14 protein-coding genes are annotated in these 15,566 nt (G+C 70.7%); 10 read left to right on the top strand and 4 right to left on the bottom strand.

The window, feature by feature from the left end; translation table 11 throughout:
* Nucleotides 1-93: 93 nt before the first annotated feature.
* From PIR02_09590 to PIR02_09580, 3 genes are read right to left on the bottom strand one after another with little or no spacing between them, the layout of a single operon-like run.
* Nucleotides 94-1,650 (bottom strand): tripartite tricarboxylate transporter permease, encoded by a 1,557-nt coding sequence (locus PIR02_09590; GenBank protein WZH38906.1) that lies wholly within the window; start codon nt 1,648-1,650, stop codon nt 94-96.
* Nucleotides 1,638-2,279: a tripartite tricarboxylate transporter TctB family protein gene (locus PIR02_09585; GenBank protein WZH38905.1), complete on the bottom strand. Its 642-nt coding sequence runs from the start codon at nt 2,277-2,279 to the stop codon at nt 1,638-1,640. The genes PIR02_09590 and PIR02_09585 overlap by 13 nt, the downstream gene beginning before the upstream one ends.
* Nucleotides 2,276-3,304, bottom strand: coding sequence for a tripartite tricarboxylate transporter substrate-binding protein (locus PIR02_09580; protein WZH38904.1), 1,029 nt, complete (start codon nt 3,302-3,304; stop codon nt 2,276-2,278). The genes PIR02_09585 and PIR02_09580 overlap by 4 nt, the downstream gene beginning before the upstream one ends.
* Nucleotides 3,305-3,446: 142 nt before the next feature.
* On the opposite strand from PIR02_09580, the gene PIR02_09575 reads away from it, so the two are divergent.
* Nucleotides 3,447-4,688 (top strand): ATP-binding protein, encoded by a 1,242-nt coding sequence (locus PIR02_09575; GenBank protein WZH38903.1) that lies wholly within the window; start codon nt 3,447-3,449, stop codon nt 4,686-4,688.
* A gap of 205 nt (nt 4,689-4,893) precedes the next feature.
* Nucleotides 4,894-5,607, top strand: a complete 714-nt coding sequence (locus tag PIR02_09570; protein WZH38902.1) for a response regulator — start codon at nt 4,894-4,896, stop codon at nt 5,605-5,607.
* 182 nt (nt 5,608-5,789) lie between these two features.
* Here PIR02_09570 and PIR02_09565 read toward each other — a convergent pair whose 3' ends face one another.
* Nucleotides 5,790-6,791, bottom strand: a complete 1,002-nt coding sequence (locus PIR02_09565; protein WZH38901.1) for a LacI family DNA-binding transcriptional regulator — start codon at nt 6,789-6,791, stop codon at nt 5,790-5,792.
* Between the two features lie 171 nt (nt 6,792-6,962).
* On the opposite strand from PIR02_09565, the gene PIR02_09560 reads away from it, so the two are divergent.
* The 8 genes from PIR02_09560 to PIR02_09525 all read left to right on the top strand — a co-directional run bounded on the left by PIR02_09560 (nt 6,963) and on the right by PIR02_09525 (nt 15,415).
* Nucleotides 6,963-8,246, top strand: coding sequence for an extracellular solute-binding protein (locus tag PIR02_09560; protein WZH38900.1), 1,284 nt, complete (start codon nt 6,963-6,965; stop codon nt 8,244-8,246).
* 11 nt (nt 8,247-8,257) lie between these two features.
* Nucleotides 8,258-9,271, top strand: a complete 1,014-nt coding sequence (locus PIR02_09555) for a sugar ABC transporter permease (protein ID WZH38899.1) — start codon at nt 8,258-8,260, stop codon at nt 9,269-9,271.
* Complete coding sequence (locus tag PIR02_09550) at nt 9,268-10,131, top strand: carbohydrate ABC transporter permease (GenBank protein ID WZH38898.1); 864 nt, start codon at nt 9,268-9,270, stop codon at nt 10,129-10,131. The genes PIR02_09555 and PIR02_09550 overlap by 4 nt, the downstream gene beginning before the upstream one ends.
* 6 nt (nt 10,132-10,137) lie before the next feature.
* Nucleotides 10,138-12,504, top strand: coding sequence for a glycoside hydrolase family 3 N-terminal domain-containing protein (locus PIR02_09545; GenBank protein WZH38897.1), 2,367 nt, complete (start codon nt 10,138-10,140; stop codon nt 12,502-12,504).
* A gap of 421 nt (nt 12,505-12,925) precedes the next feature.
* A complete protein-coding gene (locus PIR02_09540; GenBank protein ID WZH38896.1) occupies nt 12,926-13,195 on the top strand; it encodes a hypothetical protein in 270 nt (89 codons plus the stop codon).
* Between the two features lie 113 nt (nt 13,196-13,308).
* Nucleotides 13,309-14,814 carry a dNTP triphosphohydrolase gene (gene dgt / locus PIR02_09535; GenBank protein WZH38895.1) on the top strand — a complete coding sequence of 502 codons (1,506 nt, stop codon included), beginning with the start codon at nt 13,309-13,311 and terminating at the stop codon, nt 14,812-14,814.
* Complete coding sequence (locus PIR02_09530; protein ID WZH38894.1) at nt 14,811-15,098, top strand: hypothetical protein; 288 nt, start codon at nt 14,811-14,813, stop codon at nt 15,096-15,098. Before dgt ends, PIR02_09530 begins: the two co-directional genes overlap by 4 nt.
* A 56-nt stretch (nt 15,099-15,154) precedes the next feature.
* The gene (locus PIR02_09525) at nt 15,155-15,415 is read left to right on the top strand and encodes a hypothetical protein (GenBank protein ID WZH38893.1); all 261 of its coding nucleotides are present in this window, start codon (nt 15,155-15,157) and stop codon (nt 15,413-15,415) included.
* Nucleotides 15,416-15,566: the final 151 nt, after the last annotated feature.

The following is a 15,566-nucleotide window of genomic DNA, read 5'->3' as shown; positions in this document are numbered from 1 at the left end:
CCGGGGCGGGACGGGGCCCGGGGCGGGACGGGGCCCGGGGCGGGCGGGGCCCCGGGGCGGGACGGCGGGGCCGCGGCGCGGGCGGGGCCCGGGTCAGCGGCGGCCGGCGGGGACGGGCGCGTCGCGGCGGGCGGCGTCCTCGAGACGCTGGCGGCGCGCGTGGCGGGCGTGCTGCAGCACGCTGACGGTGACGATGATGGCGAGCAGCGCGTACAGCACGACCGTGAGCGGCGACGAGACGAAGATCGTCGGGTCGCCCTCCGACACAGCGAGTGCGCGGCGCATCTGCGTCTCGGCCATGGGTCCGAGGATCGCGGCGATCAGCACCGGGGCAAGCGGAATCGAGAAGCGCCGCATCACGAAGCCGATCACACCGATCGCCAGCGCGAGCCACAGATCGACCACGCGCGAGGCGATCGCGTAGACGCCGAGCATCGCGACGACCGTGATGCCCGCGTACAGGTAGTGGCGCGGGATGAGCAGCAACTTCGCCCACACCGCCGCGAATGGCAGGTTGATGATCAGCAGGATGATCAGGCCGAGGAACAGGCTCGCGAGCAGGGGCCAGACGAGGTCACCGGAGCGTTCGAACAGCAGGGGCCCGGGCTGCATCCCGTACTGCTGGAACGCGGCGATCATCATCGCGGCCGTCGCCGAGGTCGGCAGGCCCAGGCCCAGCAGGGCGCCCATCGCCGAACCGGCCGTGGCGTTGCCCGCGGCCTCGGGGGCGGCGACGCCCTGGATCGCCCCCCGCGAGCCGAAGTCCGTGTCGCCGCGGCGGCGGGCGAGACGCTTCTCGGTGCCGTAGGCGAGGAACGTGGGCACCTCGGAGCCCCCGACCGGGATCGCGCCGAAGGGCACACCGAACGCCGTGCCGCGCAAGAACGCCGGCAGCGCCTGACGCCACTCGCGCTTCGACAGCAGAGGTGACCCGCTGGGGGCGACGAGCTTGCCAGGACCGCCCGCGCGGCGGATGTGACCCGCGACGTGCAGCACCTCGCCGATCGCGAGGAGACCGACCGTCACGACGATGATCGAGATGCCGTCGAAGAAGACGGGACTGCCACCGGTGAAGCGCTCGGCTCCCGTCATCGCGTCGATGCCGACGAGCGCCAGGGCGAAACCGAGACCCAGCGCGACAAGACCGCGGACGATCGAATCGGCCACGACGGCCGAGATCGCGACGAAGGCGAACACGGCGAGCGCGAAGTACTCCGCAGGCCCGAAGACCTTCGCGAGCTCGACGATGTACGGGGCGAAGAACACCACCAGCACGCACGCGATCGTGCCGCCGATGAACGCGCCGATCGCCGAGGTGCCGAGAGCTTTCGCCGCGCGCCCGCTCTTGGCCATCCGATGACCCTCGAACGTCGTGGCGATCGCCGACGAGTTGCCGGGGGTGTTCAGCAGGATGCCGGCGGTCGAATCTCCGAACAGCCCCCCGAAGTAGATGCTCGCGAACATGATGAACGCGCCAGTCGGGTCGAGGCTGAACGTGACGGGGAGCAGAAGCGCCACCGCCATGGCCGAGCCGAGGCCCGGGAGCACGCCCACGGCGGTGCCGAGCACGGCGCCGATGACGAGGAAGAGGAGGTTCTGCGGCGTGAAGGCGACCGCGAACCCGTCGGCGAGGTTGATCAGCTGATCCACGGCGAGAGTCCTTCCAGGATGCCGGCGGGAAGCGACAGGCCCAGACCCGCGCCGAACGCGAGCTGCACCAGCGAGGAGACGATCACGCTGACCCCGATGTCGAGCAGGGGCCGGCGGCTGCCGAATGCCCACGAGATGACCCAGAACAGGGCCGCGGCCGAGATGATCCAGCCGAGGACGGGCAGCACGACGATGAACCCCGCGAGAGCGGCGACGGTGATGCCGAGCGTGCGCCAGTCGACGGACGCGGGCTTCGACGACGACGCCACGTCTTCGGGCGAGACGATGCGGATCTCCCCCGTCTCGTCGATCGCACCGAGGTCTTCGAGCATCTCGTTCGAGATCTCGACCGGGTCGTCGGCGACGTGGGATCGACGCGATGTCCGCAGCACCTCGACGAGCAGACCGATTCCGGCGAGCCAGAGGAATCCGCTGACCAGCATCGGGAAGAACTGCGGACCCGGGAAGGCGACGTCGGCGGGCACCTGCATGGTGGCGGTGCCGTACGTCATGAACCCGGCGAGCACGAAGACCCCGGCGACGACGACCAGCTCGCTGCGGCCGGTGTACCAGCGGGGTGTGCGCTGTACGCGCAGCGACCCCGTGGTGAGGGTGGACGGTTCGGTCACAGACCCAGCTCCTTCATGATCGCGGTCGTGCGTTCGGTCTCTTCCGACAGGTAGGCGGCGAACTCGTCGCCGGCGAGGAAGCTGTCGACCCAGCTGTTGCGGGCGAGCACTTCCTGCCACGCCTCGGTCTCCCGCATCTCGGATGCCATGGCCACGAGCTCCGCGTGCACCTCGTCGTCGATGCCCGGGGGCGCCACGAGCCCGCGCCAGTTCGACATGGCGACATCGACCCCCTGCTCGCGGAACGTCGGCACCTCGACGTCGTCGAGCGGTTCCTCGGCCGAAAGCGCGAGGGCGCGGAGGTTGCCCGACTCGATCTGGTCGCGGAAGTCGTTGTAGCCGGAGAGCCCCGCCTGCGTGGTGTGTGAGAGGAGGGAGGTCACGACCTCGCCACCACCGGGATACGCGAGATAGTTCACGCGCTGCGGGTCGATCCCGCCCTGCTGGGCCAGCATGCCCGCGAGCAGGTGATCGATGCCGCCGAGAGACCCACCCGCGATGGCGGTGCCCTCGGGATCGGCGAGGAACGCCTGCATGAAGTCGTCGAGGGTCTGCAACGGCGAGTCGCCGGGCACGACGAGCACGTTGAAGTCGTCGGCCAAGCGGACGATGGGTCGGACGTCCTCGAGGCTCACCGGCGAGCGGTTGACGATCACGCCGCCGACCATCACGCCGCCCGTGACGAGCATGATGTCGTGCCGGTCACCCATCTCGGCGACGGCGCCGAGGCCGATCGTGCCGGCGGCGCCCGGGATGTTCATCACCTGGACGGCACCGGCGATCCCCTCCTCGCGCATCACCTGCTGAGCCTCGCGGCCGAAGGTGTCCCATCCTCCACCGGGGGCCGCCGGGGCGACGATCGTGAGCTTCGTGCGGGGGTTGGCCACCCCGCCGGTCGCTGCGGCGCTGAGGCTCGCGGTCACGAACAGAGCCGCGGCGACCACGCCCACCACCGCTCCCGTCACGCGGCGGCGTCGAGGTGAGCGCGCGGGGTGCTGCGCCTCTGCTGGCGTCGGATGCTGCATCAAGCCCTCCCGGGACATCGTCGTTTCCGGATGAGAAGCTAGGTTGTCAGCGCCTCTCCCCCGGCGGCGCGCTCGGGGGCCTTTGCGCTCTTTGATGCTCACGACGATCCGCCCACGAAACGATGCGCACGAGGAGGTGCCCGTGTCGACCACCCGACCCGACCGCGCGCCCGTGCGGGTGCGCCTCGCCGTCTTGCTCGCTCTGCAGTGCACCGTCGTGCTCGTGTGCGTGTTGGCGACGACACTCGTCGCGATGTCGGTGCAGGAGCGCAGCATCCGCGCCGCGACCGAGGAACGCGTCCTCGACGTCGCCACCAGCCTCGTCGAGCTCGATCAGGTGCAGCGCGCCGTCCTGCTGGACACCGCCGCGGCCACCGCGGACCTGCAGCCCCTCGCCGACGTCGTGGCGGCGGCATCCGGAGTCGACTACGTCGTGGTCACCGATGCCCGCGGCATCCGGCTGACCCACCCCAATCCGGCCGAGCGCGGACGGACGGTCTCGACGGATGCCACGGCGGTGCTGGCCGGAGAGACGTTCCTCGGCACGGAGACGGGGACGATCGGCCCGAGCCTGCGAGCGAAGGTGCCGGTGCGGGCAGCCGACAGTGCGACCGGCGCGGTCATCGGGACGGCCTCGGTCGGCGTGCTGGAGTCGGAGATCTCGCGCAGTTTCGACGAGGCGGTGGGCGGGATGCTGCCCTGGGTCGCGGGATCGATCGTGCTCGGGGTCGTGCTGAGCGGCCTGCTGACGGCGGCGCTCCGTCGCCGCGTGCGACGACTCGAGGCCGATGCGCGAGAGCTCGAGACCCAGCGGCGCATCTCCGGCGCGCTGCGGGATCAGACGCACGAGTTCCACACGCGCCTGCACGTGATCCGCGGGCTCATCGCGGAGGGCGACACCGGCGAGGCGCTCACCTACATCGGGGGGATCGCGCCCGTGGCATCCGGTCTGTCGATCGACGACCCCGCGCTGCGCGCTCTGCTGGAGGGCCTGTCGACCGAGCACGCGGGGCTGCGCGTGGACCCGGCCAGCCTCGTGCCGCGCGGCACGGTCGACGACGAGGTGCTGACCGTGGTCGCAAACCTCGTGCGCAATGCGGCAGAGGCGGCGGGGGCGGAGGGCCACGTCGACGTGCTGGTGCTGGCCGGCGACGAACGACTCACGATCGACGTCGCCGACGACGGTCCCGGCGTCCCGCCCGCCGATGTCGCCCGGATCTTCGACCGTGGCGTGAGCTCGAAAGCCGCCGCCGGGCGCGGTGTCGGCCTCGACCTCGTGCGCCGCGTCGCCGGCGCGCGCGGCGGCTCGGTCACGGTCGGCCGATCACCCTCGGGCGGAGCGCGATTTACCGTGGAGCTGCCGCGAGCGGGAGTGCGGGCGTGAGCGTGCTGCGCGAGGGTACGGTCGTGAGCGCGCTGCGCGATGCCCCGCGAGCGCACGCGGACAGGGCGCGCGGGCTCGTCCAGGGGCTTGAGTGTCCAAGACACCCGGAGCATTTTTCGAGGCGTCCGGGTTTCTTGGATACTGAACGGAGCGGCCGGGTCGGGCGGAGCGCGAGCGGCGGGCGGCGAACGGGCGGGGGGCGCGGATGACCCCGGATGCCACGATCCGCACGATCATCGTCGACGACGACCCGGCGGTCGTGCGGTTGCACACCGCGTATCTCGAGGCTCTGCCCGGGTTCCGGCTCGTCGGGACCGCGCGGACCGGTGCCGCGGGGGCGGCGCTCGCGGCGGGGACCGGCGTCGACCTCGTGCTGCTCGACATGAACCTCCCCGATTTCAGCGGGGTGGAGGTGTTGCACCGGCTGCGGCTCGTGCGGGAGTGGGACGTCGACGTGCTCGTGATCAGCTCCGCCCGCGACACCCTGACGATCCGCCAGGCTGCTGCCGCACACGTCGTGGGCTACCTCGCCAAACCCTTCACGCGCGAAGCGTTCGTGCGCCGGCTCGAGGAGTACCGACGCGGGCGCGCCGCGCGGCCCGCCGAGGTGCCCGTGAGCATGGGCCAGGGCGACATCGACCGCCTCGTCGGACCGGCGACGGCTCCGGTGCGCACGGTCGTGGCATCCGATCCCCTCCTCCCCAAGGGCCTCGCCGAGTCGACCATGCACACCATCCGGGCAGCTCTCCACCCCGTGACCCCGGCGAGCGCACGCGACATCGCCGCCGCGTCGGGTGCCTCTCGCGCGACGGTACGGCGCTACCTCGACGTCCTCGTCGCGCGCGGCGAGGTCGACATCTCGCACCGGTTCGGCGCCCGCGGCCGCCCCGAGGTGCTGTACCGCCTGGCCGCGCGCTGACGCGCTCCGCGCTCCCCTGTTCTCACTGGCTCGCGGGCACCCGTCGCCCCCGGGTTCACTGTCCAAAACACCCGGACGTTTTTCTGAGGAGTCCGGGTGTCTTGGACACTCAACAGGGCGAGGCAGGGCCCCGGGCGGGGCGGGGCGTCGGGCGGGGCGGGGCGTCGGGCGGGGCGGTCGACTCAGCGCGTGGGAGGCGGCGCGGCCGTGCCGCGCGCGACGAGGCGCGTCGGCAACAGGACGTGCGTCTCGGGGAGGTCCTCCCCGGCGAGGAGCGCGAGGACGATCCGCACCGCCTCGGCCCCCAGGCGCTTCATCGGCTGGCGCACGGTCGTCAGCCCCGGCTGGGCGCGCGCGGCCTCGGGAACATCGTCGAAGCCCACCACCGAGAGGTCGTCGGGCACGCGGAGTCCCCGCTCGGCGGCCACTTCGACGATCGACAGGGCGGAGAGGTCGTTCGCCGCGAACACCGCGGTCGGCGGGTCGGGCAGCGAGAGCATCGCGTGCGCGGCCTCGCGGGCCACGTCGTGCTCGTAGCGCCCCACTCCCACGAGCGCAGGGTCGAACGGGATGCCGGCCGCCGACAGGGCCTCACGGTAGCCGGAGGCGCGCGCCACCGCGGAACGCAGGTCGGGGCGGCCCGCGATGAAACCGATGCGGCGGTGCCCGAGCTGGACCAGATGATGCACGGCCTGCTGCGCACCCGTGAAGCTGTCGGACTCGACCGTGGGCAGGTCGGCGCGGCCGGTGTGCGGGTCGATCGCCACGATGGGGACGTCACTCGTGACGTTGACGACGGTCGGGGTCACGATGATCGCGGCGTCGATGAGGGTGCCGCTCAGCCGGCTGAGCGAGCGCCGTTCCCAGCCCTCCCCGTCGCGGCGCGAGCCGCTGTAGGCGAGCAGGTCGTATCCGGTGTCGGCGAGCGCTCCCCCGACACCCTTCAGGATCTCGGCCGAGAACGGCTCGATGTCGGCCACGAGCACGCCCACCACGCCTGTCCGACGCGACCGCATACTGCTCGCGACGAGGCTCGACTCGTAGCCGAGAGCCTTCACGGCGTCCAAGACACGGCCGACGGTCTCGGGCGACACCCCGTAGCGACCGTTCACGGCTTTGGACACCGTGGCGACGGAAACACCGGCCGCCGCGGCGACGTCGTGGATGGTGGCGCGGCGGGTCATGGCATCCGACCCTAGCGTGGAAATCATTTTCGAAAACGTTTGACGAGCCTGTACGGCCGGGCGACACTGCTCAGACCCGGGGCGCGGCAACACCCCGGGAAACGGCATCGCTGCCGACGACCACCGCGCATCCCTGAGGGACGCACCTCGACGAAGAGAAACGGGAATCACATGAACACGCGCAAGATCCTCGCCGGAGCGGCCCTCGCCGTCGCCGGCACCCTGGCCCTCGGCGGCTGTGCCGGAGGCGGTGGCGGCGAGAACGCCGACGGCTCGGTCACTCTCACGCTGTGGCACAACTCCACGACCGGCGACGGCAAGAAGTACTGGGAAGACACCGCCGCGGCCTTCGAAGCCGCCAACCCCGGTGTCACGATCGAGATCCAGGCCGTGCAGAACGAGGAGATGGACGGCAAGCTCCAGACGGCGCTCAACTCCGGCGACGCCCCCGATCTGTTCATGGCCCGCGGCGGCGGCAAGCTCGCCGACATCGTGACCGCCGGTCAAGCGATGGACCTCACCGACAAGATCTCCCCCGAGGCCAAGACCGCCCTCGGAACCTCCCTCAACGCCTTCGAGGTCGACGGCAAGAACTACGGCATGCCCGTCGCCGTGCTCCCCTCGGGCATCTTCACCGCGCAGGACCTGCTGACCGCCGCGGGTGTCACCGAGGCTCCCGCCACCATCTCCGACCTCGAGGCCGCCGATGCGAAGATCCGCGCGACCGGCGTCGCCCCGATCGCCGTCGGCGCGAAAGATGCCTGGCCCGCCGCGCACTGGTACTACAATTTCGCGCTGCGCGCCTGCTCGAAGGATGTCCTGGATGCCGCCGCCCAGAGCCGCAGCTTCGACGACCCGTGCTGGCTCGAGGCCGGAGAGAACCTCGACTCCTTCCTCAAGACCCAGCCGTTCAACGAGGGATTCCTCACCACCGCCGCGCAGCAGGGCGCCGGCTCGTCGGCGGGCCTGCTCGCCAACCACCAGGCCGCCATGGAGCTCATGGGCGCATGGAACCCCGGCGTCATCGCGTCACTGACCCCCGATGAGAAGCCGCTGGCCGACCTCGGCTGGTTCCCCTTCCCCGAGGTTCCCGGGGGCGACGGAGAGCCCGGCGCCATCATGGGCGGCGTCGACGGCTACTCGTGCTGGGTCAACGCCCCCGCGCAGTGCACCGATTTCCTGAACTTCCTCGTGAACAAGGAGAACCAGGAGAACTACGCCGCGGCCTTCCAGACCATCCCCGCGTCGAGCGAGGCGACGGATGCCGTCACCACCCCGGCCCTGCAGTCGGCGCTGCAGGCGTACACCGACGCCCCGTACGTGTCGGTCTGGCTCGACACGCTCTACGGCCAGAACGTGGGCAACGCGCTGAACGTCGCCGTCGTCGATCTGTTCGCCGGTAAGGGCACGCCGCAGGGCATCGTCGACGCCGTCAACGCCGCAGCCTCCCGCTGAGGACCGCGACCATGACCACCCAGCTCGCCACCTCGGCGACCGACGCCGGGTCTCGCCGCCCGGCCGGGGAGGGCGCTCCCGGCGCCCCCTCGGCCGGGCGGCCGCCCGTGCGACGGCGCCGCGAGAACTGGCGCATCCGCGGCGAACTCGCGATCCTGCTCGGCCCCGCCCTCGTGGTGTTCGTGTCGTTCGTCATCCTGCCCGTCGCCCTGGCGGCCTACTACGGCTTCTACAAGTGGTCGGGCTTCGGCGCACCCGTCGACTTCGTCGGCATCCGGAACTACGTCACGATCCTCACCGACCCGGCCTTCCACGAGGCGCTCGGGCACAACGCGTTCATCGTGATCGGCTCGCTCGTCCTGCAGGGGCCGCTCGCCCTCGGACTCGCGCTGCTGCTGAACCGCAAGATGCGGGCGCAGTCGCTCATCCGCGTGCTGATCTTCGTGCCCTACGTGATCTCCGAGGTCGTCGTCGGCCTCGGCTGGGGCCTGATGCTGCAATCCGGTGGGGCCCTGAACGGGGCGCTGGAGAAGATCGGGCTCGGCTCGCTCCGCGCCGACTGGATCTCCGACCCGGCGTTGGCGATCTGGACGCTGCTCATCATCATCACGTGGAAGTACATCGGTTTCGCCGTGATCCTCTTCCTCGCAGGTCTCCAAGGCATCCCGGAGGAGCTCAGCGAAGCGGCCGCGATCGACGGCGCGTCGTACTGGCAGATCCAGCGGCACATCGTGCTGCCGCTCATGGGTCCCACCATCCGCATCTGGGCGTTCCTGTCGATCATCGGCTCGCTGCAGCTGTTCGACCTCGTCTGGATCATCTGGGGCCAGTACGTCGCCTCCACTGCCGGCACCTCGACGATGGCCACGTACATGGTCGCCAACGGCCGCAACGCCGGCAGCTTCGGTTACGGCAGCGCCGTCGCCGTGGTGATGTTCCTCATCTCCCTCGCCGTCGCCCTGATCTACCAGCGCTTCGTCCTGCGACGCGACACCGCCGGCGCTCTCACGGGAGGCTCGAAATGACCGCCACCGCCACGCTCGTGACCCCGAAGGCCCCGCGTCGGCGCCCCGCCGGCGCGAACCGGGGCTCGTCCGTGCTCGTCGGCTTCGTCGCCCTGCTGCTGATCGGCATGATGCTCGCGCCGGTCGTGTACATCGTCCTCGGCGGGTTCCGCTCGAACGCCGAGATCACCGTCGACCCCTCCGGCTTCCCGACCCGCTGGAACTGGGAGAACTACGCCGACGTGCTCGGCAGCGGCGTCTTCTGGGGGCAGGTCGGAAACTCGGCCATCGCGGCGATCGCGACCACGGTCTTCGTCGTCGCCCTGGGGTTGATGGCCGCGTACGCCCTCTCGCGCTACCGCTTCCGTGGGCGGGGCGCTGTGTACGCGCTGTTCACCGCGGGCCTGATGTTCCCGATGACCGTCGCGATCACACCTCTCTACATCCTCGGACTGATGAACTCCCTCGCGGGTGTCATCGTGCCGCAGATCGCGTTCGCCCTGCCGCTGACGATCATCATCCTGTCGCCGTTCCTCGCCGCGATCCCGGGCGAACTCCAGGAGGCCTCCTCGATCGACGGCCTCGGCCGCCTCGGGTTCTTCTGGCGCATGGTGCTGCCGCTCGCGGTTCCCGCGGTGGTGACCGTCGGCATCCTGGCCTTCGTCAACAGCTGGAACTCCTACATGCTGCCGCTGTTCATCCTCAATAACGAAGCCGCGTACACGCTGCCGCTCGGAACGCAGGCCTTCGCCTCGCAGTACTCCGTCGACACCGCGCGCGTGCTCGCATTCACCTCGCTGTCGATGATCCCCGCTCTGCTGTTCTTCAGCGTGTTCGAGCGGCGCATCGTCGGCGGCCTGACCGGCGCCGTGAAGGGCTGATCCGTCATGACCATCCACAACACCGACGTCGGTGCTGCCCTCGCTTCCGGCGTCACCCCTCGCGTCCAGGCCCTCGTCGCCGAGATGACGCTCGACGAGAAGCTCGCGCAGCTCGTGGGCTACTGGGTCGATCAAGGAGACGAGGTCGTCGCGCCCCTCTCGGGCGAGAAGATCACCTCGGCGGCCTACACGGATGCCACGGTGCACGGCCTCGGCCACCTCACCCGGGTCTACGGCACACGGCCCGTCGATCCGATCGAGCGCGCCGAGTGGCTCTGGGCCGAGCAGCGACGGCTGAAGGCCGAGACCCGGCTCGGGATCCCCGCTCTCGTCCACGAGGAGTGCCTGACCGGTTTCGCCGCGTGGAAGGCCGCGACCTTGCCGACGCCCCTCGCCTGGGGAGCCTCGTTCGATCCGGATGCCGTCGAACTCATGGCATCCGCGATCGGTCGCTCGATGCGCGACCTCGGGGTGCATCAGGGACTCTCTCCCGTGCTCGATGTGGTGCGTGACCCCCGCTGGGGCCGGGTGGACGAGTGCATCGCGGAAGACCCCTACGTCGTCGGCACGATCGGCACCGCCTACGTGCGTGGACTGCAGGCGGCGGGCGTGCACGCGACGCTCAAGCACTTCGTGGGGTACTCCGCCTCGCAGGCCGGCCGCAACCACGCTCCCGTGCACGCCGGCCCACGGGAGCTGCAGGACGTCTTCCTTCCTCCGTTCGAGATGGCTGTCCGCGACGGCGGGGCACGATCGGTGATGAACGCCTACGTCGAGATCGACGGCATCCCCATCGCCTCATCTCCCGAGCTCTTCACCGACCTCCTTCGCCGTCAGTGGGGATTCGACGGCACGGTCGTCTCCGACTACTTCGCCGTGGAGTTCCTCCGTTCGATGCACGGAATCGCCGGTACCCTCGGCGAGGCCGCCCAGCTGGCGCTCGAGGCGGGGATCGACGTGGAGCTCCCCGGCCCCGATGCGTATCCGCACCTCGCCGAGCGGGTGGCATCCGGAGCCCTCCCCGAGGCCGTGGTCGACCGCGCCGTCGCCCGTGTGCTCGCCGCGAAGGAAGACCTCGGACTCCTGGATGCCGACTTCTCCGACGCCCCGACCGAGATCGACCTCGACGACGCGGAGCACCGCGCGCTCGCGCACCGACTCGCTCTCGAGAGCGCGGTGCTGCTGCGCAACGACGGGGTGCTCCCCCTCGCGACGCCGGGACGGGTCGCGGTCATCGGGCCCAACGCCGACAGCGCGGAGGCGCTGATGGGGTGCTACTCGTTCGCGAACCACGTGCTCGCGCACCACCCGGGGGTTCCGATGGGCTTCGAGATCCCGACCGTGCGCGAGGCTCTGACCGACCGCTTCGGCGAGGTCTCGTACGCGTTCGGTTGCGCGGTCGAAGGCTCCGACGCCGCCGACATCGACGAGGCCGTGGCCGTGGCGGAGAGCGCCGACGTCGCGATCGTCGTCGTCGGTGACCGTGCCGGGCTCTTCGGACGCGGAACCGTCGGTGAAGGCAACGACGCCGACTCGCTCGACCTGCCCGGCGTGCAGCGTCAGCTCGTCGAGGCCGTCGTCGCGACCGGCACCCCGGTCGTGCTGCTGCTGCTGACCGGGCGTCCCTACGCCCTGGGGTGGGCTCTCGACGACGCGACCGGACCGGCCGCCGTCCTCCAGGCCTTCTTCCCGGGCGAGGAGGGCGGGCCCGCACTGGCCTCGCTCATCGCCGGGGATGCCACGCCCTCCGGCCGTCTTCCCGTCTCGCTCCCCCGGTCCGCCGGGGCGCAGCCGTACTCGTACCTGCATCCGCTCCTCGGCGGGCCGTCGGGGGTCACGAGCACCGACCCGACGCCGGTGCGGCCGTTCGGGTTCGGGCTGTCGTACACGACGTTCGAGCGCGGGCACCTGCGGGTGGACGGGGTGTCCGGTTCGGGCGCAGCCGCGAGCGGCATCGCGGTGGCCGAGGTCCCGGCATCCGGAACGCTCGCCGACGTCCGCGCGGGAGACGCCTTCACGGTGTCGGCTCGGGTCACCAACACCGGAACCCGGCACGGAGCCGATGTCGTGCAGGTGTACGCACACCGGGCCGTGGCGAGTGTGACGCGGCCGGTCGCGCAGCTCGTCGCCTACGCCCGCGTCGAGCTGGAGCCCGGCGAGAGCGCCGAGGTGCACTTCACCGTGCCCGCGTCGCGGTTGGCGTACAGCGACCGTGCGCTGCGACGAGTGGTCGAGCCCGGCGAGGTGGAGCTCCGGCTCGGACCCTCGTGCACCGAGGTCGACGAAGCCGTGACGCTGCGGATCACCGGGCCTGTTTACGAGGTCAGCATCGAGGATGCGCGCGTGGTCGAGGTGGAGGTGCGGCGGGGGTGAGGAGCGGGCGCGGTGCGAAACGGATCACCACGATCTCGAGCGGTCCCTCCGAGCTCCGCCCGACGGTGCGGACACGGCGTCCGACGCTACGGTGGTGGCTATGCGGCGTCGATCTCTCGTAGTACCCAGTGCCCTTGTCATCGCTGTGTCGGCTCTCACCGGTTGTGCGTCCGGTGCGGTTGGCGCCCCGGGCGCCGGAGACGAAGAAGTGTCTGCTCCGGTCCCGTCCAGCGAATCCTCCGCGGGTGACGCGGGGGATGTCGCGGCACTCGCTCAAGCCCAGGCATGGCTCGACGCGGCCACCCTTCCGCCGGGAGCCGTCCGCACCGACACGTCTCCCGGCAACTTCACCTCGTACACCGGGTGGCCGTGCGGCCCGTACGAGAGGTTGGAAGGGTATTGGGTCATCCCCGATACGACTGTGGTCGACGCAGCCAATTGGCTGATCGAGAATCCCACCGCCGACCTGATGACGACGAATTTCGGCTCCGCGACCGAGGAATGGGGACCGGTCGATTCCGCGACCGTCGGATACATCCCTGCCGCTGGTGCGCAGGAGGGCATCGTCTACACGCTCGCAAAGAAAGAGGGGGACGTTGCGGTACGGGCCGAAGTCGCGGCCCAAACCGGCACCGCCACCTGCCCTCCGCTACCCGAGGGTGAATCGTATGGAGCACCCGGACAGGGGTAACGCGGGGCGCGAACGGGACGACGCGATCCCCTCGGCGCGTTAGCGTGGACCCACGTCGTCGACGCCGCGAGAGGACTGCTTTGCTCCACAACGAGACTGCGCGCCCGGGGGCCGTGAACGCCGAGCAGGACACCGTCGTCGGCAACCCGGCATCCCGTGTCCACCCCGACCACGACGATGCCCGGGCCGACCCGTGGTCGATCGACCTCGAGCGCATCCAGTTCTCGCCGTACTTCTCGCGCCTGTCCGCTGTGACGCAGGTCGTGTCTCCCTCGATCGGCGGAGCCCCGGTTCACAATCGCCTCACCCACACGCTCAAGGTCAGCGCGATCGCGCGGGTCGTCGCGCTGCAACTGAACACGCGCTCGCGGCAGGCCGGTGAAGGCGATGTCTGCAACGCCACCGTCGTCGAGGCCGCCGCCTACGCGCACGACCTCGGGCACCCGCCGTTCGGGCACCTCGGTGAGACGACCCTCGACCGCCTCGCACGCAGCGAACTGGGCCTTGCCGACGGCTTCGAGGGCAACGCGCAGACGTACCGCATCCTCACCGCCCTCGACGTCGTCGAGAACGCCCCACGGGGACTCAACCTGACCGCCGCCGTCCGCGCGGCCTCGGCGAAGTACCCGTGGGCACCGTCGGTCGAAGCGAGCGAGATCGAGCGGATCGGCCCGCCCCGTGGCATCCGTCGCTCCCCGGACGGCGCGTATCGCGTGCACAAATACTCCGCGTACGACCTCGACCTCGACGACCTCGCCGAAGCCCGGGGAGGGGTGGATGCCGAGCCCCTGCGCCAGAGCATCGAAGGCGCCGTGATGGATCTCGCCGACGACATCGCGTACTCGGTGCACGACGTCGACGACTTCTACCGCGCCGGGATCCTCGACCACGCGCCGATCGCCGCGGAGTTCCGCGGGTGGCTCGACGATGTCCTCGAGTGGCGGAACCGCGACGACGCCGAGGTGCGGGCCGAGCTCGCGCCGGGCGCGGGTCTCGAGCGCCTGCGTCGAAAGATGCGCCGCGACGACCCGTGGATCGCCGACGACGAGGCGTTCCTGGCGGCGGTGAGTGACGTGGATGCCGAGATGGTCACCGACCTGCTCGCCCGCCCGTTCGACGGCTCCCTGACGGCGGAACGCCGGCTGGCCGCGTTCACCGATCGGTGGATCCGCCGCTTCCAGGAGTCGGCGCGACTGCGCCCGCTCGACACTCCGCGCGCGGGGCCTGTCGTGCTGTCGCCGTGGGCCTGGCACCACGTCGAGGTGCTGAAGTTCGTGCACAAGCGTTTCGTGCTCAGCCGCCCCGACCTGGCGATCCAGCAGCGCGGCATGAGCCGCATCCTCGCGCGTTCGGTGCGCGCGCTCGGCGAGTGGCTCGACGACGACCTCGACCGCGCCCGCACCCCGCGGCGCCTGCGCGAGCTCATCGCCCTCGCCCGCGAGCAGTATGCCCTCCTCCCCGCCGAACGTCGACCCTCGGATGCCGAAGCCGAGCCGCTCGCGCGCTCCCGCGGAATCGTGGACTACGTGGCATCCCTCACCGATTCGCAGGCGTTCGCGCTCTCGGAGGCGATCTCGGGGCGGGCTGATCGGTTGTGGTCGTTGGGGCAGCGGCTGTGACCGACGGGGAGTCGCTCATCCAGCAACGGATGCGGCTGAACCGCGACCGGACCGCGGCGGTCTGGACACTCCTCGGCGCGGTGTTCCTGGCATCGGGCAGCGTGTGGACGCTCGCGTCCGAGGGGGCAGACGCGCCGTGGTGGCGGTGGGGAGCGGTGATCACCTTCGCTGCCCTGACGGTGTATGGCGTGGTTCGGGTGATCGGTGCCGTCAGGAGCCTCCGGCGGTTCACCGCCGAGCACGGCCCTGACGCCGGGCGGCAGAGTCCCGTCGGACGGCGCTGAGCGTGTGCGGGGCGGGCCAGGGACAGCGCCGCTGGAGGAAGTAGTGTCGACCTCTCATGCAGATGAGCACGTCGGAAGGCAGTCTGTTGGCACGTGAACGAGGGAAACGCTCCGCACTTCTTGTCGCGGCCATCGCGGCGCTTGTCATTGCTGTGAGCGCGCTCTTCTGGAGAACGGGATCGTGCGCGGATTTCGCCGCGTCGGCGGGAGTATGCCAAAGCGGCTTGTCAGCGCCGGCGATCGTTTTCGCCCTTGTTTTCGGTGTCGCCGCGGTATGGCTGTTTGCCTGGTGGCTGCGAGTCACTCGACGCGAGTGACGGTGGGGCCGCGGCCGTCACGCGGTTCGGGGCACGTTCTGCCGATCGGGGCGGGAGTTTCGCGCCCCACGCGGAAGATCACGCCCCAAAAGGGAGGCGCTGCGCAGACCGTCCTCGAGGGTTCCGTGGTGCCGCATCCGTTCATGTCGGT

This window comes from Microbacterium enclense (assembly GCA_038182865.1).
GTDB lineage: Bacteria > Actinomycetota > Actinomycetes > Actinomycetales > Microbacteriaceae > Microbacterium > Microbacterium enclense_B.
This window is presented reverse-complemented; position numbering and strand designations above follow the sequence as displayed.